Here is a 26,144-nt window from a genome sequence, read left to right on the forward strand (position 1 = left end):
TTTTTTTTACCTGCACTCTCATTGCTTCCTGGACTTAGTCCAGCCCAACTCGCTAGATGATGTTCATTAGGAAAGTAATCCATATCAACACCTATTTCGCTGATAATAGTTATTGCAGTGTCTTTTCCAACTCCATCAATAGTTTGCAAAAGCTCTAATTCTACTTGGTATTGAACAACCGATTTATCTATTTGAGTTTCAACTTTTGTAATCAATTTTTCATTTTCATCAATAGTTTCTCGTATTATTTTCAACATGAAACGATGATGATCAGTTATCTTTCCTGTGAGAGCTTCTTTTATATCTTCTTTCGAAGCCTTTATTTTGCCATGAGCATGAGAGACAAGTTGGGCAACATCCTCAACCCCATCTATAATAGCATTAATTATTTTTGTAGCACTTACCCCTTTTACATCAGAGACTACGCTACTCAATTTAATGTTGCAATCTTCCAAAACTTTAATGATACGATTGGTTTCAGATGCGATAAATTGCGTTTTTTTCTTTTTATAACGTACCAAATCCCGAAGTTCACGTATGTCGTTCGGTGGTATAAAACTCCCTTTTAAAAGCCCTACAACTAATAGTTTACTCAACCAAGCACTGTCCTTTTTGTCCGTTTTATGTCCAGGAATATTCTTTACATGACGAGCATTTACTAAAATGATTTCAAAGTCTTCTTCCAAAATATTAAAAACAGGTTTCCAATAAATTCCTGTACTCTCCATAGCCACATGGGTAACTTGGCGCTCTTTGAACCAATCTCGCATCTCTATCAATGAACTTGTGAAACCTGTAAAATTTCTAGTTTCAAAATCTTTTGCGCTACTCCTTATAGTAGCAACCATAACATCTTTGTGAACATCTATTCCGCATCCCACAGAAATAAGTTGTTCGAATTCAACTGTTTTCATAATGTCGTTTTTTAGGACATCTAAGTTACGAAAAACTCATCGGTGTTTGCGTTTGCTAAATCATGGATATTTCATAATTATAGATTTTCTGTTTTCTCAAATTTAGTTCATTTCTCAAAAAATAGTCTAAACCAGGCCATTTTTTAACGAAAGTTTAAAATTCACATAAAACTAAAAGTGCATCTATCCTAATGAAGTACTAGTGTGTCAATGATGAAAACTTCTATAATACCAACTTAAAATTCTTGTGAATATATTTCTTGATGTGCTATTTTTCGTATTGATTTGATTATGTTTGTCATAGGAGAAAGGAACATTGTTCAAATGAGACCACCTCCCTAAACAGTCCATTAGATTTTTTTCTACAACACTAAATATTAAACTATAAAATACTCCTATGCAGGAAGCGATCAAAGAAAACTACTTCAATTTAATGGTCTTTTTAAAAAATCCTAAAGACGAGGCAGGACCAAAACGTACCGTAGTTCAAAAAATCAAAACGCTTCTTTCTTTACTGCTAATTGAAATTCCTGTTATGGTAGTTTTGATTCTTTTGATTAGTGGTCTTGAACAACTAGGATTAGTGGATCCTGAAAACCACGCAATGGAAAATTTGATCAAGTCAGTATCAATTCCAGTGCTTTTGCTTGTAGTAGTCATCATAATACCTTTTTTCGAAGAGCTACTCTTTCGCCTGTATTTGCGTTACAAAGACAATTACGCATTGCATTTTATCGTTGCAGTAGCTTCACTCACAGGAAAACGAAATCAACAAAAAGCAACAACATTCCTACGCTCAGTCTGGACTAAAAGATACAAATTCATATTTTATTTTTCTGCTGTGCTCTTTGGAATGGTTCATATTACTAATTTTCAGTTTTCCTATACCATTTTACTTCTATCGCCACTTTTAGTAGCGCCACAAATAATATTAGGCCTCATTATTGGCTATCTAAGGGTTCGTGATGGATTTATTTCAGGGTTTTTAATGCACGGGCTTCATAATGCTTTATTTATTGGAATTGGAATACTATCCATCGTAAACCATTCTGAAAAACTAAACTTTGAAACTCCTGCGTATTCCATCAAGATCGAAGAAACTGACGACATACACCTTCAAAGTACGCAACAAAACTATCCGGATAGCCTAGCTTACAAAAATGTAAGTCTAAAAACAATTCTATCCCGATTACTGAATACAAATGAAATTTTGTTACAAACCAATAATGAAAACCAGCTTGAACAAACTTTGAACGTATATTTCAAAAACAAATTAAAAGACAGTTCACAAACAAAAAGGATTGCTTTGAATCAAATAGCAAAAACCTATGATTTCCAAATTAAAAAGACCCGTAAACACATGGAAGTTTGGGATTTAAAAGTTTCAAACTCATCTCTGTTATCTAAACACAAATCAACTCATAATTCACATGGAAACTTGGTGAGTATAAACCCGAAGGAAATCATCATCAAAAAATCCAACATTAAATCGCTGGTTGAAGCTTTGACCAAAGAGAACAAGCGAATGACTTTCGACAAAACTGACCTCAAAGACACTTATAATTTCACCCTTCAAACGACCAATTTTGAAAGTATGAGCAAACAATTAGAAGAGAAATATGGCCTTTCGTTGATCAAACGAAGAATGGAATTGGAACAGACCACAATTCTCTTTCTAAAATAGAATAAAGCAAAACCGAATTTATCTTTGTTGCGTAAAAGAACAAAACGACAATGTTGAGATTACTGATACTATTTTTTATAGAGTATCGCTATTTTTTCCGTTGGCCTTTTCACTATTCAAATTTAAAAATAGAGAAACTACAGCAGCCTAGATGAAGTCCTTAGTTTCTAAAAATAGATTTTCATTGTAGATCTCTGCTCTTATTTTTCAAAAATAAAATTGTATTCCTGCCAAAGGTTCATTATCTTTTTATTTTTGACTGCTACCACTAATTTACAAAACCGTTCCTTTTTGTAATTGGAATCAAAGCCTATTTCCCAACTTCAAAATAATCAGATTCAGAGAGGGAATCAAAATAACCTAAATTTGAATTGTACTAGTCGAAACAAGTACTGTAATTAGGTAAAAAAAACACGTTGGTAAAAATTTTCGATTACTGTTAATCCATTGTGTAGTGTTAAGAAAAAGCCAATCCTAAGGATCTGACCTTGTCTTCACTTGCGAATGTTACCTTTGTATGAAACAAAGTAAGATAATGATTGTATTAGCCAAAAAATACCCTTCCATAAATATAGATCCTTCCTGGTTAACTGATTTTTTTAACATAGATCCCCGAATCGCTTATTACATCAATCTCCCGATACTTCTTTTTTGTTTGTTCCTCATAGGCATTGTGTCTTGGTTGATTACCAAAAAATTAATTGTTAATGCAATACATAAGCTGTTTTTAAAAACTAAGATGACATGGGATGACCTCTTAATTGAGAAAAAAATATTTGACAAACTTGCTTATATTATTCCAGCAGTTCTTGTCATTTTCACCGTGCCTTCCATTTTGGTCGAATATCCAAAACTGTCTAGTTATATTGTCACTTTGGCGATGATTGTAATTCTTTTGGTCATCATTTGGACCATCATTGCCTTACTGGCGGTATTTGATATCATTCTGTCCAAATCTCCTATTTTCAAGGACAAACCTATTACGAGTTACATTCAAGTACTAAATATCGTCGTTTATTTCGTAGGTGGAATTCTTATTTTGTCGTTACTTTTAGGAAAGAGTCCATTTTACTTTTTAGGTGCTATGGGAGCCATGACCGCTATATTGTTATTAATTTTCAAAGACACTATTTTAGGTTTTGTAGCGAGTATTCAAATGTCTGTTTATGATATGGTACGCGTGGGCGATTGGATTGCCATGCCAAAATATGATGCTGATGGAGACGTCATGTCCATCAACTTAAGCACCGTCAAGGTTCAAAACTGGGACAAAACAATTACTACAATTCCAACTTATGCTTTCATCACTGATTCTTTTAAAAACTGGCGTGGAATGAGTAACTCAGGCGGACGAAGAATCAAAAGAGCTATCTATCTTAAGGTAAGTAGTTTTTGTTTTTGTGATAATCAAATGCTAGAACAATTTAAGCAATACACACTGATAAGAGATTACATCCTTCAGAAAGAAATTGAGATCAAGAAATCCAATTCTTCTCTAATTGATAATGAGTCCAATCCAGTAAATATCAAAAGCCTAACTAATATTGGTGTTTTTAGAGTTTACGCAGAAAATTATCTTCTTTCGAATCCTAAAATTAATACCGAGATGACGACTATGGTTCGCCAATTAGATCCAACTTCTCAAGGGATGCCTTTAGAAATTTATTGTTTTACTTATGAAAAAGAATGGGAAAAACATGAGGTCATTAAATCCGATATTTTTGATCATTTGCTCACTATAACCTCTCAATTTCAACTAGAAGTTTTTGAAGAACCTACGGGAAGAGATTTTAGAAATATAGGAAATGTTCCCACTCAAAAAGCAAGTGCTGCTAACTTATATTCCCAATCCTAACGCATACTGAAACAGGTAGGTACGCACTCCTTTTTTAACTTTTTCTATCGCTAAATTTCGACACCAACACTGTTTCAATGTAGAGACAAAAATTTAGAGTAGACTTAGGCCTTGTTATCGCTTTAGTCCTTTTATTTTCCAGTTGTTGCGCTTGAATTGCTTGGCCAAGCCTACAAACGGCATGTGTACCGCTACTGCAATAGAAAAAGAGGTGCTGACAAGGCCCTAAAATAAAATTGCACTAGCATGGGAGCGCTATCAAGCTCTTTTTGTTGCCGATTTTAAGATAAAAGAAAGCGGATTTACAGCGAAAAGCAAGATGAGACACAAAATAAAAGGAGACTTTTTGAAAATATTTACAAAATTGAATTTATAAAACCATTCAAACGCTTATTTTTGCGCTATGGCTAAGAAAAATACAGACAAAGTTGTCTTTCATCAAATAAAAGTCCTTGATGCTGGTGCAAAAGGAGTATCGGTGGCAAAAGCTCCCGACGGTAAAGTAGTTTTTATCCCTAATGTAGTGCCCGGCGATGTAGTCGACGTGCAAACGTTCAAGAAACGCAAGGCGTATTACGAAGGAAAAGCGATTCACTTTCACGAATATTCAGAGCATCGTATAGAACCTATGTGCGAGCATTTTGGTGTTTGTGGTGGTTGTAAATGGCAGAATATGAAATACAGTCAACAACTGTATTACAAACAAAACGAAGTGTTGAATCACTTGCAACGCATTGGAAAAGTGGAACTTCCTGAATTTGAACCCATTTTAGGATCGGAGAAACAATTTTTTTATAGAAACAAAATGGAATTTTCGTTTTCGAATAGCCGTTGGTTGACCGAAAAAGAAATTGACAGCACCGAAGATTTAGGAAACAGAAACGCATTAGGATTTCACATTCCAAAAATGTGGGATAAAATCTTGGACATCAATAAATGCCATTTACAGGAAGATCCATCAAATGCTATTCGCAATGAAGTACGGGATTTTGCTAATGCAAAAGGACTGACCTTCTTTAACCCCAGAGAACATTCTGGTTTGTTGAGAACCTTGATGTTACGCACTGCTTCTACGGGAGAAATCATGGTTTTGATTCAGTTTTTTGAAAATGACAAAGCCAATAGAGAACTAATCTTGGATCATCTCTATGAGAAGTTTCCACAAATTACTTCTTTACAATATGTTATCAACAGTAAAGCAAACGACACTTTATATGATACCGACATCAAATTATACAAAGGAAGAGATTACATCCTTGAAGAAATGGAAGGGTTAAAATTTAGTATTAATGCAAAATCTTTTTACCAAACCAATTCGGATCAAGCGTATGAATTGTACAAAATAACAAGAGATTTTGCTGGATTGACGGGTAATGAAATTGTTTATGATTTGTATACTGGAACGGGCACGATTGCGCAGTTTGTTTCTAAAAAAGCTAAAAAAGTAATTGGCGTGGAGAGTGTTCCTGAAGCCATTAAAGATGCCAAATTAAACGCGGAACGCAACGAAATTACAAATTGCGAGTTCTTTGTAGGGGATATGAAAGTCGTGTTTAACGATAGCTTCATTGCACAACACGGACATCCAGATGTAATTATCACCGATCCACCAAGAGACGGAATGCATAAAGATGTAATTGAACAAATTATGAAAATTGCTCCTGAAAAAGTGGTTTACGTAAGTTGTAACTCAGCTACACAAGCCCGTGATTTGGCTTTAATGGACGAGAAATACAAAGTAACACGCGTGCGCCCGGTGGATATGTTTCCGCAAACACATCACGTAGAAAACGTGGTGCTTTTAGAAAAAAGAAAATAGTAGTCAGTTTGCAGTTTTTAGTATTCAGTCGTATATTACTGAATACTAAAAACTGAGCACTGAACACTGAATATTATTATATGAAAAAGACACTTTTATTGGTATTGTTTTTTGCTTTTACTTTCTCAGGTTGTGAGAAAGACGATATTTGTGATGCAAATACACCCACAACGCCGCGATTGGTGATTGGTTTCTATGACTTTTTGAATCCTTCGGTTTTAAAAAACGTATCCAATCTAAAAGTGGTAGGCGAAGGAATGACTACTGGAATTCTTTTTAATGGAGCTGAAACAACTAGTGGAAATACTATTTCGATCCCGTTAAAAACAGTGGGAACAACTACTACTTATAGTTTCACGCTGAACTCTGGCAATTCAAATCCAGCTTTAGTTGATCAGGACATTGTTCGATTTGACTACAGTACTCAAGAACTTTTTGTTTCTAGAGCTTGTGGCTACAAAACTATTTTTACATTAGACCCAACCAATCCCTATACGCATACCGATGCAACAACGGCTAATGTAAAATGGATCAAATTTATATCGGTAGAAAAAAATAACATCGAAAACGAAAATGAAACACACATTAAGATCTTTTTTTAGTATTTGTCTCCTATTGTTGTTGACTTTGGCACAAGCACAAGAAACGACGCCAAAAGGGGAACCGGTAAAACAAACTATCACAGTTAAAAGAGTTTCAGTAACTCCTAAAACAGATCAGAAAATTCCTGATGCCCCGCTACCATTAGTCGCAATTGACCCTACAATAATAAAGAGCGACTCGATTCCCTTAAAAACAGATCGCTATGGCGTGCGTGTGGGGCTAGATCTCTACAAAGTAACACGAGGTTTATATGACAATAATTACAAAGGAATTGAGTTCGTAGGAGACTATAGATTGACAAAAAAATACTTTTTGGCCGCCGAGCTTGGTAACGAAAACAAAACAACAGATGATGACCGCGTTAATTTCACTACCAAAGGTTCGTATTTAAAAGTTGGTTTTGATTACAATGCCTATGAAAACTGGCTCGATATGGAAAATATTATTTCTATAGGAATGCGTTACGGTTTCAGTACTTTTAATCAGCAATTAAACAGTTACAGAATTTATAATGCGAATCCATATTTTGCAGAAACTCCAATAATTCCATCTGGTAAAAAGTTTGATGGATTATCCGCAAGTTGGATTGAAGTGGTGGCTGGAATAAAAGCCAAAGTATTTGACAATGTATTTGTAGGTTTCAGCCTTCGATTGAACCGATTAGTAACCAACAAAGAACCAGATAATTTCTCTAACTTATACATTCCTGGATTTAATAGGACTTACGACGGTAGTTTTGGAGTAGGATTCAATTATACAGTTACTTATTTCGTTCCTATTTACAAGAAGAAAATCGTTGCGAAAAAAGTAGAAGAAAAATAACCGCCAATTCGCTAATTTTTACCAAAAATAAAAATTAGCGAATTAGCGGTCAATATTTTAAAAATAGAATATCTTAAGATTTCTAAGCTATCCTACTTCTCTAATTCCCTTCATGAAAATCCATTTCATATATAATTTCTCTCCATCTTTAGTTTTTACTGCTTGGAATTTTGGCGACAATAGAGTGCCAATAACGAAAGCAGTTAACGGAATCCAAAATCCAATTAAATTAGTGTACTGCTCCACTGCAAATCTAGCAGAGATAAATAAAATGGCAAAACATCCTAATTGATAGATAAATGCTCGTATTTGTAATTTGGTCATTTTTTAAGTCTTAAAGTTATAAAGTCAAAAGTCGAAAGTAAAAAATTGAATCCTGCTTATTCAGCATCATCTGTTGTTACTTGAAACTTTGTTCTCTTACTCCCTTCGTACATTTCGTACTTCACTAATCTTGCCTCTAAACCAGCATTGAAAAGCTTAATTTTTCTTGAAGGTTTCAGCCCTACATACTTCAGCGCTTCTAGGTTTGCGGTAATCATCCAGGCATTAGTTCCTGGGTAATTTTTCTTCAAGGTATCCCCTATATTTTTATAGAATTCTTCCATGTGAATATCCAATCGCTCATCATAAGGTGGATTGAAAACAACATGTAATTTCCCTTCCGAGGATTTTTCAGTATCGAAAAAGTTTTTTTCTTCGATTGAAATATAGTCGTCAAGATTGGCGTTTTTGATGTTGTCTTTGGCTTTTTGAACCGCACTTGGCGCTTTATCGTATCCTTTTATGGTATAATGAAATTCACGAACCCGTTTCAATAAACTATCAGAAATACTGTCAAATAAATCATTGTCCCAATCATTCCATTTTTCAAAAGCAAATTCCTTACGGTTGATGTTTGCTGGAATATTACAGGCAATCATTGCTGCTTCGGCTAGAAAAGTTCCCGAACCGCACATTGGATCTAAGAAATCACCTTGACCATCCCAACCGGAAAGTAAAAGAATTCCCGCAGCCAAAACCTCGTTTATTGGTGCAATATTGGTAGCCGTTCTGTATCCGCGTTGGTTCAACGCATTTCCAGATGTGTCTAGTGCAACAGATACTTGGTCTTTATCGATATGAATATTGATTCTTAAATCAGGATGTACTTTATCAATGCTTGGACGTTGACCGGTTCTTTCTCGGAACTGATCGACAATAGCATCTTTACATTTTTGGGAAACAAATTCCGAGTGATTAAAATATTCGGAATGTACTGTAGTATCAATCACAAAAGTTTGATTAGCACCAATTAATTTAGACCAATTTACCCCTGAAATACCCTTGTATAATGTCTGCTCATTGTTAGCCTTAAAAAAATAAATAGGCTTTAAGATTTTCAAAGCCGTACGCAACGCTAAATTCGCTTTGTACATAAACCCTTTGTCTCCTTTGAAACTTACCATTCTCACCCCTTGCTCCACGTTTTGTGCGCCAAGCATCTGTAACTCTTTTGCTAATATCTCCTCAAAACCAAAAAAGGTTTTGGCAACCATCTTATAATTATTTTCCATTTTTCTCTATAAATTCCAAAAAGTAAATTCTAATTAAACCCTTATCCAAATGCAATCCTATTGTGCATCCTATTTTTATTCTTACAACCCATTTTATCCAATTCTCGCTAGAGATGCTCTACTTTTAAACAAAAAAATATTTTATTTTTAGGAGAAAACATTGGTAAGCGGAAAAAAATCTAAAAAAATCCTCTTCTATTAGATTTTCTATGTGGTAAAAAATATATCCCACTGTTACCCCATTTGAATCGCTGTGAAATAGTTATTTTCTGCAAAAATACACTAAATTTGCCTGAATCGAATTAATTGAAAAAGAATAAATGTCTGAAGCTGAAAAACCGTCTACCAAAAACGAACTAAATTCAACCGAAAAGTGGTACTCTTCTTGGTTTGACACTCCTTATTACCATATTTTATACAAAGACCGCAACTACAGAGAAGCACAAATTTTTATGGATAATCTCACGCATTATCTAAATCTTCCTGAAAAAGCAAAAGTACTGGATTTAGCCTGTGGCAAAGGCCGTCATTCGATTTATTTGAACCAGCTGGGTTTTGACGTCCTTGGTGCAGATTTATCGGAGAACAGTATTGCTGAAGCTAGCATAAACACGAATGAGACACTGCATTTCAAAGTGCATGATATGCGAGAAACTTTCGAAGAGAAATACGATGCCATTTTTAATTTATTTACCAGTTTTGGTTATTTCGAAAATGATGAAGACAACCTCATCACCCTTAAAGCAATCAAGGAAAGCCTTTCGGAATATGGATTTGCAGTGATTGATTTTATGAATGTCGCTCAAGTGCTAGAAACCCTAGTTCCTGAAGAAACGAAAACTGTTAATGGAATCGAATTTCACATGACGCGCTACCTTAAAGATGGCCACATTTATAAAGACATTAATTTTGAAGACAAAGGCGAACAATTCCACTTTACCGAGAAAGTAAAAGCCTTAACCCTTAAAGATTTTGAAGAATTAATGGAAGAAGCTGGGATTTATCTATTGGACATTTTTGGTGATTATAAATTGAAGAAATTCCATAAAACCGAAAGTGAACGACTGATTATGATTTTCAAATAGGTAGTAGGTTAATCGAGAAAAGGGTTGAAAAGTTAAAGGATTAATCAATTAAACACTTTAACAGTTGAATACTTAAACGATGAAACAACAATACAAATCAATGGTTAAGCAAAAAATATGAATTACCTTTTACCCTTACTTTCCGTGCTTATCGGATACAGTATTGCATTGGTTTTAAAACCAAAGAACAAGACCAACCTAAAACTACTATTAGCCTTTAGCGGTTCGTTTTTACTTTCCTTAACCGTAATGCACTTATTGCCGGAAATTTATGAAAGCGCTAAGCCCTCCATTGGTCTCTTCATTATGTTGGGCATCTTATTCCAAATCATATTAGAATTTTTTTCCAAAGGAGCTGAACATGGACACGTTCACGGGCACGCAATAATGACTCAAATCCCGTGGTTGCTATTCATTAGCCTTTGCATTCATGCTTTCTTAGAAGGATTTCCACTCAGTCACCACAATGATTTAGCCATAGGAATAGCAATCCATCATTTACCAATAGCCATAATTCTGACTACTTTTTTTATCAACTCAAGCCTCAATAAAAAAGCAATTTTTTTCTTCATGGTTACGTTTGCCATAATGACGCCGCTAGGAACTGTTTTATCGGATTATTTACCCATTTTAAACGACTATTATACTGAAATAACAGCCGTTGTCATTGGAATATTATTTCATATTTCTTCCACTATCATTTTCGAAAGTAGCGAAGGACACAAATTCAATATCGCAAAAGTTTCCATGATTGTGATAGGAATTGCTTTGGCGTATTTTATATAATTTTATAAAGTTAAGAAACAGAAATAAATAGATTTCTGTTTCCTAGCTTTCAATTGTCTAATTACCTCCGGTTCTTTTATTCTCCTCCTTATTTCCAAAATCACGCTGTTGTACATTGATTTTTTTGTTTCCAAAATTATAAACCACTGATAAACGTACAAATCGATTACTTTGTTTCTCCTCATAGACCTGTTTTACACCGTTTATAACTGAAGTAAAATCTTTTAAATAAGAAGTATTAAAAATATCATTTGCCAAAAATGCAATCTGCATGGTTTTATTAAACAAATCCTGTTTGAAACCAATATCAAAACTTGAGGCATATCCTACTTCATATAAACCGGATTTAAAAGGGGTTGTATACGTAAAATCAATTTGCATTTTTGTCGTTTTACCTAATAAAAAAGTATTATTTGTTGAAAAATCAATTTGTAAACTGTTTGATGGTGTAGCATTGATAGCTTTAATAAATTCTGTTTTTGCTCCCAAAAGGTACAATGAATTTTCACTAGACCACCAATCTCCAAAACTTGCCGAGTAACTTTGCCCTATTCCATAATTTAAGTTTTTAAAATAATTCTCACGGGTTACAATCTGGGTATTGGTCTCCGGATTTGAGGTAAACAAAACTCCATAACCGTTTGTAATGGCATTAACAAAAATACTTGTTCTCAAAATTTCCTTATACGAATGTCCCAGCTCAAAATTATCACTAAATGAAGGTCTTAAAAACGGATTTCCTTCGGAATAACTACTGCTGTTGATGTAGATTCTGAACGGATTCAATAAGTCAAAACGTGGTCTATTGATTCTTTTTCCATAATTCAAACTAAAAGTATTGTTTTCGTTTTTTTTGTAAGAAGCATAAAATGTTGGAAATAATTTCAAATAATTATTATCTATTTCCTGATTCATTGTTTCAGAAAATCCATTTGTTTGAGTATTCTCCAATCTTAATCCCATTTGGAAATTCCATTTTTCATTGAGTTTTTTATCCGCATTTACATAAATCGCCTGATTGTTTTCAGTGTATTTAAATCGGTTGGATTGGTTCGCATCTAATTCTGGAACGCCTGTAATTGTATTGAAATAAAGCACATCACTTACACTGTTTGTGAAACTCATTTTTGCGCCATAAGACAAATTCAATACTTGAAGCGGATGTTCCATATCTGCCTTAAAACTCCAATTGTCAATATCCTGATTCGAAATGTTTCTTCCCGACTGATTTATATCAACAAATGTCAAGTCTGGCGTGTAATTATTCGCGATAAAATTTCTATCGAATTTTGAACTGTAATTAAAATAGTCCACATCAAAAGCTAACTTTCTTTTTAAGGAATCTAGTTTGGTAATCAAATGTGCATTATACGTTTGGTTTTTTGATCCTCTATCAGTGAAGCTATTGTTCAGCGTAATATAATCCAATTCATTTTGAGTGTTGTAATTCTCAATTCTGATATCCGATTTAAAATCAGGGTTATTTCTATCGTTTAAATATTGAAATCCAATAGTTATACGTTCTGAAAAATCGTAATCTAAAGCCAATTTACCGGAAATATTTTCGTTTGTTACCTTTGTTACGCTACTCATCTGGGAAAGTCCATCAGGAAAATACATTCTTAAATCATCTGTAGCATTCAAATAACCTGTTTTTGCATTAATGCTAGTAGAAAATCTAAACTTATTTTTATTGTAAAAAAAGTTATCTCTTAAAGTATAAATACCATATTTATTTTGATCAAAAGAAACAGTAGAAGTGTTTTTCCAGGAATCACGAACTCCTTTTTTCATAATAATATTAATAATTCCACCCAATCCTTCAGCATCATATTTTGCCGGTGGATTGCTAATAATTTCAATATTTTTAATATCACTTGCGGAGATTGATTTTAAAAAATTATTCAGTTCCTCACCTACTAATTCAATCATTCGTCCATCTATCATAACGCGAGAAGTTCCTTTCCCTAATATATTTATTGTATTATTCTGAACGACAACTCCAGGAGCCGAATTAATGGCACTCAAAGCATCTCCACCAACTGTTGTAACATTGTTTTCAAGATTATAAACCAAACGATCCGTTTTCTGTTCTATTGTTTTCTTTTTAGATTGAATGACGACCACTGTCAAATTGGTTGTGCTTTCTTTTAAAATGATTATTCCTAAATCAGCATCATTTTCTATTGTAATCTCTTTATCATAATCTGTAAATCCCAAAAGACTGACTCCTATTTTATAAGAACCTTTTTTAAGGTTAATGTCAAAAGAACCATCTTGTTTAGATGTTGTTCCATCTATAATTTTCCCTGCTGAATTCGATATGGAAATATCTGCCCATTCTAATGGAATTGTTTCGTTTGCTATTTTTCCTTTTAATTTAAATGATGTTTGTGCTAAACAAAATAAAGGCAATACTAAAAAAATAAGGAGAGTTGCTTTTTTCATGATTTCTAATTTTAAAACTTGTTTCGATTAATTTGAAGCAAAGTTGCCTTAGAAATTTTCAGAATTCGATCGACAAAAAAAAGTCGAACCAATTTCTATTCATGAAATCAGTTCGACTTTATCGGGCAAGAAGTACGACTTTTTACAAACTCCTTATTACTAGGCGTTTCTATAAGATGTAGGCGTTAATTTTGTATATTTTTTAAAAGAGGTATTAAAAGAAGATTTGGAGTTAAAACCAACTTCGTATAAAATTTCCAGAACGGTAAGCTGACTTCTAGACTGATCTTTCAAAATACCCATCGCTTTTTGGATGCGATATTCATTTACAAAATCAAAAAAGTGCTGATCCATATGATGATTAATTAAAACCGATAACTCCCGAACCGGAATATCAATTTGATTGGCTAGTTCCTGAATGGTAAGCGATGGATCAAGAAAAGGCTCTTTCTCCGCCATATATTGTTTCAATTTCGAAATTTGACTGGAAATCGCATCAACTTGAACATCTTTAGATTCCGTTTTTTCTTCGACTTCAGGCAGAATATCCTTTGTTAATTGTAATTTAGAATTAACACCTCTAAAAAGTTCTGGATGATTGAGCGCTTTCATGATAAACCAGCACGTTATAAGCAAAGCAACCGCCCCTACAAGTACATTTGTCCAAAGAAATATCTCTCTGAAACCGCTATAACGCAATATATTTTTTAATGCCACAATAGAATGTGCGAGAAGAAAAACACATGTTATCTGAAAAAGCCATTTATAAGTCGCAGTACTCGAATCAGCGTAATTTTCTAAATAGATTTCTCTGTACTTTTTCAAAATCAAAAATACGCTGACGATATAATATATATATTGCAATTCAATTAAAATCTGAATCAGATATATCTCTGGCATTTGATTAAGGGTTGCAACAAACGTATCTTTATCTACGTGTGTGCTAAGGTAAATCCTTGGAATAAAAACCAAATTAACCAATATAAAAGGAAGCAAATGCACTACGTGTTTCCACTTTAATTTAAAATCAGAATAGCAGACTGCAAGTACAAAAAGATAAAATAAAGGCATTCCAAACAAACAGGCTGTAGATCTAAAAATCTCTAAATTCAACTCATTACGAGTACCAACGTCAATAAAAAATCCGCTAAGATCGATAGCAGAGAAAATAAAAAACCAGGCAAATAAACGATTTGCTAATTTATTTTCAGTTTTAACCGTTAATAAAAAAAACGCAAGCAATAAAGAAACAAAAACTGAGATGCGACCAATCCCCTGCAGTAAGCCTAATCTATCCATTTATCTTTTAATATTTAACAAATATAGTATTTTACTTCACGTGACAACAATTTGAAAAGCTTTCGCTGAATAAGAAATTAAAACTGTAAAATTACTCCATCTTTATAAATGTAACAAAACTTGAAACTTTTGAAACCTGAAACTAAAAATAGAATATTTCGAGATTATGATAAAAAAGGTTAATTTTGGAGTTGTCCAATTATACGAAATATGACTTTCACAAAAACCACCGAACAACCTTCAAAATACGAACATCTGGAAAAAATGTCCGTACAAGAATTGCTTGCTAATATCAATCAGGAGGACAAAACCGTTCCTGATGCTGTTGAAAAGGCACTTCCACAAATTGAAACTTTAGTAACGCAAATTATAGCTAAAATGAAGTTAGGCGGTAGATTGTTCTACATTGGTGCTGGAACTTCCGGACGATTAGGGATTGTGGATGCATCCGAATGTCCGCCTACGTTTGGTGTGCCGTTCGACTTGGTAAACGGAATCATAGCTGGCGGCGATACTGCAATTCGACGAGCGGTAGAGAATGCCGAGGACAACGCTACTCAAGCCTGGAAAGATTTACTGGAACACGATATAAATGAAAATGATGTCGTTGTAGGTATCGCTGCATCAGGTACAACGCCCTATGTTATTGGTGGATTAGCAGCCTGCAACAAAAATAATATTAGTACGGGAAGTATTTCCTGCAATGCAGAAAGTCCGCTTTCTGAAACAGCACAATTCCCTATTGACGTGGTAGTGGGACCGGAATTTGTAACAGGAAGCTCCAGAATGAAAGCTGGAACAGCACAGAAATTAGTATTAAACATGATTTCGACAGCGACAATGATCCAACTCGGAAAAGTAAAAGGAAACAAAATGGTCGACATGCAACTTAGCAACACAAAGCTAGTGGATCGTGGCGTAAAAATGATCATGGGCGAAATTCCAATTTCCTATGAAGAAGCGAGCACACTATTAAAAAAATACGGTAGCGTGCGCAAAGCAGTGGCTGGTTTTAACAAAAAATAGCATTATAATCTATACTAAAACCTGTTACTTTACACTATTTTAAACTAAAATAAATGGCAACGAATAAAGAATTATTATCCAAAGGAGTTAAATATTTATCAGGTTCCGTACCTCTTCTCTTTTTAGGGCCAGCACTGATTTATAATGCCTTTATGAACAAAGGGAATGTCTGGCATTATTTGGTTTTAGCCATCGGAATAGTGGTGTGTCTTGCCGCTATGTTCCTGATGTATTTGGGATTAAAAACTATTGTAAGAAGCTTATCTGACGACTAATGGAAGACCTAATTCACATTCAAAAAACATTTGACAAAGTCATCTGGATCGGCAAAAGAATTAACAATCGAGAATTTGAAGATTGTGTGTTCCAGAATTGCGATTTCTCCAATAGTAATTTTTCAAACAATACTTTTATGGATTGCGAATTCATCAATTGCAATTTAGCCATGACCGATTTAACAGGAACGAGTTTAAAAACAGTTCGGTTCAAAGATTGTAAACTGCTAGGAATCCATTTTAGCAAGTGTACTGATTTCTTGTTTAATGTCAATTTTCAGGACTGCGTTTTGGATTATTCCTCCTTTGCTAATAAAAAAATGCCAAAGACAAAATTCACTACTTGTTCGATGAAAGAGGTCAATTTTGTTGGGACCCATCTTACGAATTCGGTTTTTGAAAATTGTAATTTAGATAACGCGGTCTTCAATGACACGCAATTGGCAGGCGTTGATTTTACAACAGCTTACAGTTATAAAATTGATCCCGAGTTCAATCCGATGAAAAAAGCTAAATTTTCAAGTCAAGGAATTAGTGGTCTTTTAGACAAATATGATATTAAAATTGTGCAATTACATTTCTAGCCCACAAATCTTCGATTAAGACCGCAACCTTACTATCCTTTATAAAAATTTAAAAACAAACATCCTACTAATGAAAAAAATACTACTACTACTTCCGCTAGTCTCCCTACTGTCCTGTTATGATGCGGAGCGCAACTGTAAGGACTTTAAAACTGGAAAATTCAAATTTGAATACGAAGTTGAAGGGGTAAAGAAAACGACCGTTTTTGAACGCAATGATAGTATCGAAATCGAAACTTTTGAAGGAAAAACAGATACGGCTTCCATACGCTGGGTGAATGATTGTGAATATGTATTGCTCAAATTACATCCAAAAAACATGGCGGAAGAAAAAGCTATTGGTATGAAAATCTTGACAACCACAAAAAATTCATATACCTTTGAATTCGGTATGGTAGGTTCAGATGCTAAACAAAGAGGAACCGTTACAAAAATTGCCGATTAAGTTTTATAATTTATAACAAAAATAGAATGGAAGTATTTTTAAATCCGGACGCGTGGGTCGCCTTATTGACATTGACTTTTCTAGAAATCATTTTAGGGATTGACAATATTATCTTCATATCGATTGTTACGGGGAAATTACCCCCTGAAAAACGAAAAAAGGCGACACAAATAGGTTTGTTTTTGGCTATGTTTATGCGAATTGCATTGTTATTTGGAATTACCTTGCTGATCAAAATGAAGGAACCTCTTTTTAGCTTTGACTGGGGTTGGTTTAGTGCTCATTTTAATGGTCAAGCATTGATATTACTAGGTGGTGGAATATTCCTTATTTATAAAAGCACCAAAGAAATACATGAAAAAGTAGATCATAAAGGAGAAGAGGAAAAAGAGTTAAAAACTTCAGCTGCTAAATCATTTGGTAATGTCATTTTTCAAATTTTATTGATTGACCTTATTTTCTCTGTTGATAGTATTCTTACAGCCGTTGGGATGACTAATGGATTGGAAGGGGCTTTGTATATCATGGTAACGGCCGTGGTCATTTCGGTTGGGGTGATGATGTTGTTTGCCGTTCCTGTTGGAACATTTGTAAACAATAATCCATCTATCCAAATTTTAGGTTTAGCATTCTTGATTTTAATTGGTTTCATGCTAATCACTGAAAGTATGCATTTATCTGAAGCCGTATTAGTGGGACAAACTGTAGGCGCAGTACCAAAAGCGTATTTGTATTTTGCCATAGCATTTTCACTAGGGGTAGAATTCCTGAATATGAAAATGCGAAAGAAAAAGAAATAATATTTCACAAAAAAAAGCGCTCCATGAGCGCTTTTCTTTTATTCTAAACTTAAAGTTATTTGACCATCATCGTCTAATTGAACATCGGAATCATCGGCACTAGTATTTCCTAAAACTTCCAACTCTTCTGGAATTACGGCGACTGGAATGTCATAAGGCAACGACTCTAGAAGATTTACTTGCTTCAATTTATCTGCTGTTAATTGATTCCCCAACGCCTTAAATCCTTTTATGGCAATGTAGGATTCTATGTCTACGGTCATGTTTTCTTTTTGCACTCCTTTTACTTTCGTAAAAATCAATTCGGCAACTGGACGATAATCAGTCGAAACGATTTCAAGATGGGAACTAGGATGTTCTGTAATAAAACTTTCTTCTTTGTTCTCAGTTTCTACCAAAAACCGTTTGATGTAATAGCGCTCTTTTTCTCCATCGTAATAAATGGCTGAAATTGGTTTTTTAGGAATCCATTTTTCAAGAACAATCATATCTTCATCAAAATGAGTGGATAACTCGGGCGTAATTACTTTTATTTTTCCGTTTTGCGAAACAATTAAAATTTTATCACTTGGTCTAAATTCGCCAAGCAACTCTCCCCTTCCATCTACATTTAGTCGTTGAACGGTATCATCAAACCAAACTTTTCTAGGTAATAAAGTCGAAATCCCTTTCTCTTTCAATTCGATTTTTTTGATAGGATATTTGGTTACCAAATTCCCTTTGGAAGCCCTTCCTTTAATGGCTAAACTGGCGAAATCAATATCAAATTTCAGTTTTTTGACCGTTCCTATTTGGCGTAGTAAAATAGTAATTACTTCTGCCTCCCCGTTTGGATTACAAGAAAAATAAAGCACTTGTGAGCCAGTGGTTTCATTCGTTAAATCATACGCTTTGTCACGCGTCACTCCCGAAACATTAAAACGCTTTATGTAAGAAGGACCAGATTTTCCGTCACGATATATCATGTTGTAAATCGTTCTCTTGTCGCTTTTGTCAAAAATAGCAATGTGAATAATATCCTTGCCCACAAAGGTTTTAGCATCCACTTTAGTAATCATCATTTTTCCATCACGAAGAAAAACAATTACATCATCAATATCAGAACAATCCGTCACGTATTGATCTTTTTTCAAACTCGTACCTACAAAGCCTTCTTCCTTATTAACGTATAATTTAGTATTACGCAACACTACTTTTGTAGCTTCAATATCATCAAAAATACGGAGCTCTGTTTGGCGCTCGCGTCCTTTTCCGTACTTCTCTTTCAACTTGGTAAAATAAGCAATTGCAAAATCAATCAGATGCTCTAAATTGTGCTTTACTTGTTCGATATCACCTTCCAGCGATTCAATTTTATCCTGCGCTTTATTGCTGTCAAATTTAGAAATACGCATAATTCGGATATCCAATAAACGCAGAATATCATCTTCGGTAACAGCACGTTTTAAGTGTTTTGTGTGTGCTTTTAAACCATCATCAACCGCTTTTATTACCGTTTCCCTAGTCGTCATTTCTTCAATGTCACGATAGATTTTATTTTCGATAAAAATACGTTCCAAAGAAAGAAAATGCCATTGTTCCTCCAATTCACCCAATTGAATTTCGAGTTCACTTTTCAGTAATTGAACGGTTCTGTGGGTTGAAATTTTCAACATTTCAGAAACGCCAATAAACAATGGTTTGTTATCTTCAATCACACAACCCAATGGCGCTACCGAAGTTTCACAAGCTGTAAATGCAAACAAGGCATCAATGGTTTTATCAGGCGAAACACCTGGAAAAAGATGAATTAATATCTCTACCTCAGCCGCGGTATTGTCTTCAATTTTTTTAATTTTGATTTTGCCTTTATCATTGGCTTTCAAAATGCTGTCAATTAAAGTCGTCGTATTCGTAGAAAACGGAATTTGGGTAATTACCAAAGTATTCTTGTCGAGTTGCGCAATTTTAGCGCGTACCCGAACGCGACCGCCGCGCAAACCGTCATTATAATTGGACACATCGGCAATCCCTTGTGTCATAAAATCGGGATAAATCGTAAACGGTTTTCCCTTTAATATTTTTATCGATGAATCTATTAATTCGTTAAAATTATGAGGTAATACTTTTGTGGAAAGACCCACAGCAATTCCTTCGGCACCGGAAGCTAGTAATAAAGGAAACTTTACCGGAAGATTATTCGGCTCCGCTCGACGTCCATCATAAGAAACCCCCCAATCTGTAATTTTTGGACTATAAATAACCTCCAAAGCAAATTTAGACAAACGCGCTTCAATGTAACGAGAAGCCGCAGCACCATCACCTGTTAGGATATTCCCCCAGTTTCCTTGACAGTCTATCAATAATTCTTTTTGACCAATTTGCACCATCGCATCACCAATACTCTGATCTCCGTGAGGATGGTATTGCATGGTGTGCCCAACAACATTGGCCACTTTATTATAACGGCCGTCATCCAACTCTTTTAGCGAGTGCATGATTCGGCGTTGTACCGGTTTAAATCCATCCTCAATAGCAGGAACGGCACGCTCTAGAATTACATAAGATGCGTAATCTAGAAACCAGTCTTTGTACATTCCCGTAACTTTGGTAATGGTATCGTTTCCGTCTTCTTGATTATCGTAAAAATGCTGTCCTCCAGAAGACACGATATCGTCAAAACCTTCGTCATTTGATTCGTTTGAATCATTGCTTTCGTTTTCCGATTCGTCTTCATTTGGGATGATGTTATCTTCTTCTTCGTCTTTCATGTAAAAGTTTAAGGTTTAAAAGTTTAATTGTTTTAGGTTGTTTAACCAACCAACTTATAAGCTTTTATATCTGTTCAATTAGTTTCAATAAATCTTCTTTACTCGGCAATACCGTTTTGTATTTACTGGCAAATATTTGTTCGTTATTTTCAGGTAAAGTGTATTCCACCACCAAATCGCTTTTGTTTTGGCAAAGAACGATTCCAATCGTATTATTTTCGTCTTCTAAACGCATTTCACGGTCGTAATAATTAACGTACATTTGCATTTGTCCTAAATCTTGATGTTTTAACTCTCCAATTTTCAAATCAATTAAAACAAAACATTTTAATATTCGGTTGTAAAAAACCAAGTCAATTCTAAAATGTTTATCATCAAAAGTGATTCTCTTTTGTCTCGCCACAAAAGTAAAACCATGACCTAATTCTAACAGAAAATGTTCGAGCTTATTGATGATTTCTTCTTCTAATTCTGATTCAGAATATTGATGCAATTCTGGCAGACCAAGGAATTCAAGAATATACGGATCTTTGATTATATCTTTAGGTTTCTCAATAATCTGACCTTTTTCAGAAAGTTTTAAAATCCCTTCTTTATCTCTGCTTAGAGCCAATCTGGTATATAAAGCAGAATCGTATTGGCGTTTTAATTTGCGTAAGCTCCAATTGTATTTTCCAGACTCAATTTGGTAGAAATTTCGTTCATTTGCGTCGTCAATGCGTATTAGAAAAATATAGTGAGACCAGCTCAATTTAAAAATAGGAGACGCTGTCTCGGATTTATTATTGATTAAGTCTAATTTCCGAGACAGTGTCTCGGAAATTGCATACGATAAATAAAACCTCCTCATATTTTCCAAATTATCAACAGAAAACCCCTTTCCAAACTCATTATTAAGCTGCTTTGAAAGACCTTTTAATAATTGCTTGCCATATTCAGCCCTATCTTTTCCGTTTTGTTCTTCTTTTACAATCATGCGCCCAATCTCATAATAAGTATAAACCATGGTTTGGTTTATTGTTCTTACTACTTGCTGTTTTGATTGTTGAAGCAAATCAACAACTTGAGTGAATAATGTATTATTTTGAAGATTTTCTGACATCAATTTTATTACTCATTGTTTTTTTTGAATAAGCCAAGTCTTTATTATTTCAAACTTTTAATAATAAAAAATGTTAATACAAACCCAAGTACAAAAGCTATTACAGCATAAATCAGATTTTTTTTGCTAATCATATTACATTTATTACTAATTAATTCTTTTCGATTACATCTAATTCCACTTTCAAATTCTTGATGATAAATTCCTGTCTGTCTGGCGTATTTTTACCCATATAGAAAGACAATAACTGCTCAATTGAGGTGTTCTTGTCCATCATAATAGGATCTAAACGAATAGTCTCTCCAATGAAATTTTTAAACTCGTCTGGAGAAATTTCTCCCAATCCCTTAAATCTTGTGATTTCCGGTTTTGGTTTTAATTTTTCGATGGCTACTTTTCGCTCTTCATCAGAATAGCAGTAAATGGTTTCTTTCTTGTTTCGAACTCTAAATAGTGGCGTTTGCAAAATATACAAATGTCCTTCTTTTATCAATTCTGGAAAAAATTGTAGAAAGAACGTAATCAATAACAACCGAATGTGCATGCCATCGACATCGGCATCGGTAGCGATTACAATGTTATTGTACCGCAATTTTTCTAATCCATCTTCAATATCCAGCGCCGCTTGCAATAAATTGAATTCTTCGTTTTCATACACAATTTTCTTGCTCATTCCATACGAATTCAACGGTTTACCACGCAAACTAAAAACCGCTTGAGTGTTAACATCACGTGATTTGGTTATGGATCCGGAAGCTGAATCTCCCTCTGTGATAAAGAGGGTACTTTCCAGATTTTTAGGATGTTTCGTGTCCGGAAGATGGGCGCGACAATCTCTTAATTTCTTGTTGTGTAAATTCGCTTTTTTGGCGCGATCTGTGGCTAATTTTCGAATACCGGACAGTTCCTTACGCTCTCTTTCGGCTTGAAGAATTTTCCGCAATAGCGCGTCTGCGGTTGTAGGATTCTTGTGTAGATAATTATCTAACTTTGTTTTCACAAAATCATTTACAAAAGTACGTACCGAAGGCATTCCTGGCTCAGAACCCATATCAGTTGATCCTAATTTGGTTTTAGTTTGTGACTCAAAAACCGGCTCCATTACTTTGATACTAACTGCTGTGACAATAGATTTTCGAACATCTGAAGCTTCAAAACTTTTATTGTAAAACTCCCTAATGGTTTTTACAATTGCTTCGCGATAGGCTGCGAGATGCGTTCCGCCTTGCGTTGTATTTTGTCCGTTTACAAAGGAATGGTATTCTTCGCTGTACTGCGATTTACTATGTGTTAAGGCAATTTCTATATCTTCCCCTTTCAAGTGAATGATGGGATATTCCAAATCATCCGCATGAATGGTTTCTTCCAACAGGTCTTTCAGACCATTTTCAGAAAAATATTTCTCTCCATTGAATAAAATAGTTAAACCATTGTTTAGGTAACAATAGTTTTTAAGCATTTTGATGATATACTCGAAACGGAATTTGTAGTTTTTGAAAATTGCTTCGTCCGGAATAAAAGTAACTTTAGTTCCTTTGCGTTTCGTAGTTTCAATAATAGCTTCTTCGAGCACTAAGTTTCCTGCTGAAAATTCTGCTGCTTTTTGTTTCTCATCCCGAACGGATTCTACACGGAAATAATTAGACAAAGCATTTACTGCTTTTGTACCAACTCCATTCAAACCAACGGATTTTTTAAATGCCAAAGAATCGTATTTTCCTCCAGTATTCATCTTGGAAACTACATCAATCACCTTTCCCAATGGAATCCCACGACCATAATCCCTAACAGTAACGGTTTTGTCCTTGATGGTTACCTCAATAGTTTTTCCAGCTCCCATGACAAATTCATCGATACAGTTGTCGAGAACTTCTTTTAAAAGAATATAAATACCATCATCCGGTGAGGAACCGTCTCCCAATTTCCCGATGTACATCCCGGGACGCATGCGAATATGTTCTTTCCAGTCGAGTGACCGAATATTATCTTCGGTATATTGATTTTGATCGGACATTGTAGATTTTGTGGATTTGGCGCTAATGTAGTGTAATTCGATAAAAATTAAAATAGGAAAGCATCAAAGTTATCAAGAATGATATTGACATTTTCTATTTCAAGATTTAAAAATTTAAAGATTAAAAGATTAAAAATTCTTAACAAGTTCTTTCAACTGGTTATCCAATTCAGAGTTGGAAATCTTACCGTTTACAATATCAAAATTAGCATCGAAACTAGGTAAAGAAAATGTTTCTTTTATATTTCCACCATAAAAAGGAAAAGCATTTTTAGCTATTCCCAAAACACTTGCTGCTCCTTTTGCTCCTGGAGATGTTGCCATCAAAAGCATGGGTTTTTCCTGAAAAACTTTTGCATTTATTCTAGTACACCAATCGAAAACATTTTTGAATGCCACGGAATAGTTTCCATTATTTTCTGCCATGGAAACCACCAAAATATCAGCAATAGCAATTTTATCTAAAAACGCTTGCGCCAATGCGTGGTGTCCTATTTCTTTTTCAATATCAACAGTGTATATCGGCATTTGGAAGTCATTTAAATCCAAAACCTCAACTTCCCCATTTTCAAATAAATGAGCAGCGTAGGTCGCTAATTTCTTATTGATAGAATTCTTACTAGGGCTTGCGCCAAAGGCAATTATTTTCATGATCGTTCGTTTTTGTTAAAAGTAGTGAAAATAAAACAGTAATAAAATAATTCGCCACTGATTCACAGATTACAAAACAAATAAGAAAACGAATCTTCATTTTTTCCTCTACAGCACTTTTACCCCAGATTGAAACGGAAAGCATTTTTCAAATCCATCTTATTTTTTCTTGACATAAAAGAGCGACCAACGGAAGCTCCTTTTATGACTTAGAAAAAAGAGATGGATGGGAAAATCTTGAAGAGAAAAGCTGGATTAGGTACAAAAAAATGTTAGATATAAAAAAACCTGCAAAATTTCTTCTGCAGGTTTGATGTTTTCGTAATGAGATTGCTTCGTTCCTAGCAATAACTAGACGTTAAAACGGAAATGCATTACATCACCATCTTTAACTACATATTCTTTTCCTTCTACTTTGAATTTTCCGGCTTCTTTACATTTGGCTTCAGAGCCGTAGTGAACGAAATCTTCATAAGCAATTACTTCAGCGCGGATGAACCCTTTTTCAAAATCCGTGTGGATTACTCCAGCTGCTTGTGGTGCGGTTGCCCCAATATTAATAGTCCAAGCACGAACTTCTTTGACACCTGCGGTAAAATAAGTTTGTTGTTTCAATAATTTATACGCTGCACGAATCAAAACTGATGCGCCTGGCTCAGATAATCCCATATCTTCAAGAAAAACTTGACGCTCTTCATAGCTTTCTAATTCGGTAATATCAGCCTCAGCTCCTACAGAAAGAATGATCACTTCGGCATCTTCATCTTTTACTAATTCCCGAATCTGATCTACGTAGGCATTTCCGTTTACCGCTGAATTCTCATCTACATTACAAACGTACAAAACTGGTTTTGCAGTAATCAATTGAAAAGATTCCATTAAAACTTCTTCATCGTTGTTTTGCGGAGTTACTGTTCTAGCTGATTTTGCTTGCAGTAACGTTTCTCTAATTCGGTCTAAAAGTGCTTTTTCGGTTTGCGCTTCTTTGTTCCCTGTTTTGGCGGCACGATTTACTTTTTCCAAACGTTTTTCAACATTCTCTAAATCTTTCAATTGCAGCTCAATATCGATAGTTTCTTTGTCACGAATGGGATTTACATTTCCATCAACGTGAACAATATTATCATTGTCAAAACAACGCAATACGTGAATAATCGCATTACATTCTCTAATATTACCAAGAAACTGGTTTCCTAAACCTTCGCCTTTACTGGCTCCTTTAACTAAACCTGCAATATCAACAATATCTACTGTTGCCATTTGTACGCGTTCCGGTTTAACCAATTCTTCCAATTTTTCCATTCTGGAATCAGGAACATTTACTACACCTATATTAGGTTCGATTGTACAAAAAGGAAAGTTGGCACTTTGCGCTTTTGCATTTGACAAACAATTAAACAATGTTGATTTTCCAACATTTGGTAATCCTACAATTCCTGCTTTCATCGGTAGATACTATTTTGTTTTTTAATGGAATATTGCATCGTCCCTTTTCTATTTTAAGGATAGAATTCAGTACGAATACCTGCTGCTTTTAAAACTGATACGATATTAAAATTAAGATAAAGTATGGGCTCTAAAAGTTTGCAAATATACCATTTTAAAAATGTTTTAAATAATTAAAAA

22 protein-coding genes are annotated in these 26,144 nt (G+C 34.5%); 12 read left to right on the forward strand and 10 right to left on the reverse strand.

Features of this window, described 5'->3' with window-relative positions; all coding sequences use genetic code 11:
- Positions 1 to 914: IS110 family transposase (locus tag IWX83_RS04680; RefSeq protein WP_196827993.1), on the reverse strand; the 914-nt coding region annotated here is incomplete at its 3' end.
- 397 nt (positions 915 to 1,311) lie between these two features.
- Here IWX83_RS04680 and IWX83_RS04685 point away from each other — a divergent pair.
- The 5 genes from IWX83_RS04685 to IWX83_RS04705 all read left to right on the forward strand — a co-directional run bounded on the left by IWX83_RS04685 (position 1,312) and on the right by IWX83_RS04705 (position 7,697).
- A complete protein-coding gene (locus IWX83_RS04685) occupies positions 1,312 to 2,598 on the forward strand; it encodes a CPBP family intramembrane glutamic endopeptidase (protein WP_196827995.1) in 1,287 nt (428 codons plus the stop codon).
- 517 nt (positions 2,599 to 3,115) lie between these two features.
- Entirely contained in the window at positions 3,116 to 4,453 is a 1,338-nt protein-coding gene (locus tag IWX83_RS04690) for a mechanosensitive ion channel family protein (protein WP_231379817.1), read from the forward strand.
- 403 nt (positions 4,454 to 4,856) lie between these two features.
- Positions 4,857 to 6,272: a 23S rRNA (uracil(1939)-C(5))-methyltransferase RlmD gene (rlmD, locus tag IWX83_RS04695; RefSeq protein ID WP_196827997.1), complete on the forward strand. Its 1,416-nt coding sequence runs from the start codon at positions 4,857 to 4,859 to the stop codon at positions 6,270 to 6,272.
- 80 nt (positions 6,273 to 6,352) lie between these two features.
- The gene (locus tag IWX83_RS04700) at positions 6,353 to 6,874 is read left to right on the forward strand and encodes a DUF6452 family protein (RefSeq protein ID WP_196827999.1); all 522 of its coding nucleotides are present in this window, start codon (positions 6,353 to 6,355) and stop codon (positions 6,872 to 6,874) included.
- Entirely contained in the window at positions 6,846 to 7,697 is an 852-nt protein-coding gene (locus IWX83_RS04705) for a DUF6048 family protein (protein WP_073351751.1), read from the forward strand. Before IWX83_RS04700 ends, IWX83_RS04705 begins: the two co-directional genes overlap by 29 nt.
- A gap of 87 nt (positions 7,698 to 7,784) precedes the next feature.
- Here the strand turns inward: IWX83_RS04705 and IWX83_RS04710 are convergent, their stop codons facing one another.
- Positions 7,785 to 8,021 (reverse strand): hypothetical protein, encoded by a 237-nt coding sequence (locus tag IWX83_RS04710; RefSeq protein WP_073351749.1) that lies wholly within the window; start codon positions 8,019 to 8,021, stop codon positions 7,785 to 7,787.
- A 56-nt stretch (positions 8,022 to 8,077) separates the two neighbouring features.
- The gene (locus IWX83_RS04715) at positions 8,078 to 9,253 is read right to left on the reverse strand and encodes a class I SAM-dependent RNA methyltransferase (protein WP_073351747.1); all 1,176 of its coding nucleotides are present in this window, start codon (positions 9,251 to 9,253) and stop codon (positions 8,078 to 8,080) included.
- A 320-nt stretch (positions 9,254 to 9,573) separates the two neighbouring features.
- Between IWX83_RS04715 and IWX83_RS04720 the strand changes: the two genes are divergently transcribed.
- Entirely contained in the window at positions 9,574 to 10,338 is a 765-nt protein-coding gene (locus IWX83_RS04720; RefSeq protein WP_196828001.1) for a bifunctional 2-polyprenyl-6-hydroxyphenol methylase/3-demethylubiquinol 3-O-methyltransferase UbiG, read from the forward strand.
- Positions 10,339 to 10,455: 117 nt separating this feature from the next.
- On the forward strand, positions 10,456 to 11,124 hold the full coding sequence (locus IWX83_RS04725; protein WP_196828003.1) for a ZIP family metal transporter: 669 nt from the start codon (positions 10,456 to 10,458) through the stop codon (positions 11,122 to 11,124).
- Between the two features lie 57 nt (positions 11,125 to 11,181).
- Here the strand turns inward: IWX83_RS04725 and IWX83_RS04730 are convergent, their stop codons facing one another.
- Complete coding sequence (locus IWX83_RS04730; protein WP_196828005.1) at positions 11,182 to 13,572, reverse strand: TonB-dependent receptor domain-containing protein; 2,391 nt, start codon at positions 13,570 to 13,572, stop codon at positions 11,182 to 11,184.
- 159 nt (positions 13,573 to 13,731) lie between these two features.
- Entirely contained in the window at positions 13,732 to 14,871 is a 1,140-nt protein-coding gene (locus IWX83_RS04735; RefSeq protein ID WP_196828007.1) for an AraC family transcriptional regulator, read from the reverse strand.
- A gap of 210 nt (positions 14,872 to 15,081) precedes the next feature.
- Between IWX83_RS04735 and murQ the strand changes: the two genes are divergently transcribed.
- The 5 genes from murQ (at position 15,082) to IWX83_RS04760 (ending at position 18,001) form a co-directional block, all read left to right on the forward strand.
- A complete protein-coding gene (murQ, locus tag IWX83_RS04740) occupies positions 15,082 to 15,897 on the forward strand; it encodes an N-acetylmuramic acid 6-phosphate etherase (protein ID WP_196828009.1) in 816 nt (271 codons plus the stop codon).
- Between the two features lie 53 nt (positions 15,898 to 15,950).
- Entirely contained in the window at positions 15,951 to 16,172 is a 222-nt protein-coding gene (locus tag IWX83_RS04745; RefSeq protein WP_073351736.1) for a DUF6095 family protein, read from the forward strand.
- Positions 16,172 to 16,756, forward strand: a complete 585-nt coding sequence (locus tag IWX83_RS04750; protein ID WP_196828011.1) for a pentapeptide repeat-containing protein — start codon at positions 16,172 to 16,174, stop codon at positions 16,754 to 16,756. The genes IWX83_RS04745 and IWX83_RS04750 overlap by 1 nt, the downstream gene beginning before the upstream one ends.
- 70 nt (positions 16,757 to 16,826) lie before the next feature.
- On the forward strand, positions 16,827 to 17,201 hold the full coding sequence (locus IWX83_RS04755) for a DNA topoisomerase IV (protein WP_073351732.1): 375 nt from the start codon (positions 16,827 to 16,829) through the stop codon (positions 17,199 to 17,201).
- A gap of 26 nt (positions 17,202 to 17,227) precedes the next feature.
- Complete coding sequence (locus IWX83_RS04760) at positions 17,228 to 18,001, forward strand: TerC family protein (protein ID WP_073351731.1); 774 nt, start codon at positions 17,228 to 17,230, stop codon at positions 17,999 to 18,001.
- A 38-nt stretch (positions 18,002 to 18,039) separates the two neighbouring features.
- On the opposite strand, the gene IWX83_RS04765 is transcribed toward IWX83_RS04760, so the two are convergent.
- From IWX83_RS04765 to ychF, 5 genes are all read right to left on the reverse strand, one after another.
- On the reverse strand, positions 18,040 to 20,751 hold the full coding sequence (locus tag IWX83_RS04765; RefSeq protein WP_073351729.1) for a DNA gyrase/topoisomerase IV subunit A: 2,712 nt from the start codon (positions 20,749 to 20,751) through the stop codon (positions 18,040 to 18,042).
- A 64-nt stretch (positions 20,752 to 20,815) separates the two neighbouring features.
- The gene (locus IWX83_RS04770; RefSeq protein WP_196828013.1) at positions 20,816 to 21,853 is read right to left on the reverse strand and encodes a YhcG family protein; all 1,038 of its coding nucleotides are present in this window, start codon (positions 21,851 to 21,853) and stop codon (positions 20,816 to 20,818) included.
- Between the two features lie 151 nt (positions 21,854 to 22,004).
- Positions 22,005 to 23,867: a DNA topoisomerase IV subunit B gene (locus IWX83_RS04775; protein ID WP_073351724.1), complete on the reverse strand. Its 1,863-nt coding sequence runs from the start codon at positions 23,865 to 23,867 to the stop codon at positions 22,005 to 22,007.
- Between the two features lie 129 nt (positions 23,868 to 23,996).
- Positions 23,997 to 24,518 (reverse strand): NADPH-dependent FMN reductase, encoded by a 522-nt coding sequence (locus IWX83_RS04780; RefSeq protein WP_196828015.1) that lies wholly within the window; start codon positions 24,516 to 24,518, stop codon positions 23,997 to 23,999.
- 351 nt (positions 24,519 to 24,869) lie between these two features.
- Positions 24,870 to 25,964 carry a redox-regulated ATPase YchF gene (ychF, locus tag IWX83_RS04785; RefSeq protein ID WP_073351719.1) on the reverse strand — a complete coding sequence of 365 codons (1,095 nt, stop codon included), beginning with the start codon at positions 25,962 to 25,964 and terminating at the stop codon, positions 24,870 to 24,872.
- Positions 25,965 to 26,144: the final 180 nt, after the last annotated feature.

This window comes from Flavobacterium sp. CG_9.1 (assembly GCF_015751645.1).
Lineage (GTDB): Bacteria > Bacteroidota > Bacteroidia > Flavobacteriales > Flavobacteriaceae > Flavobacterium > Flavobacterium xanthum.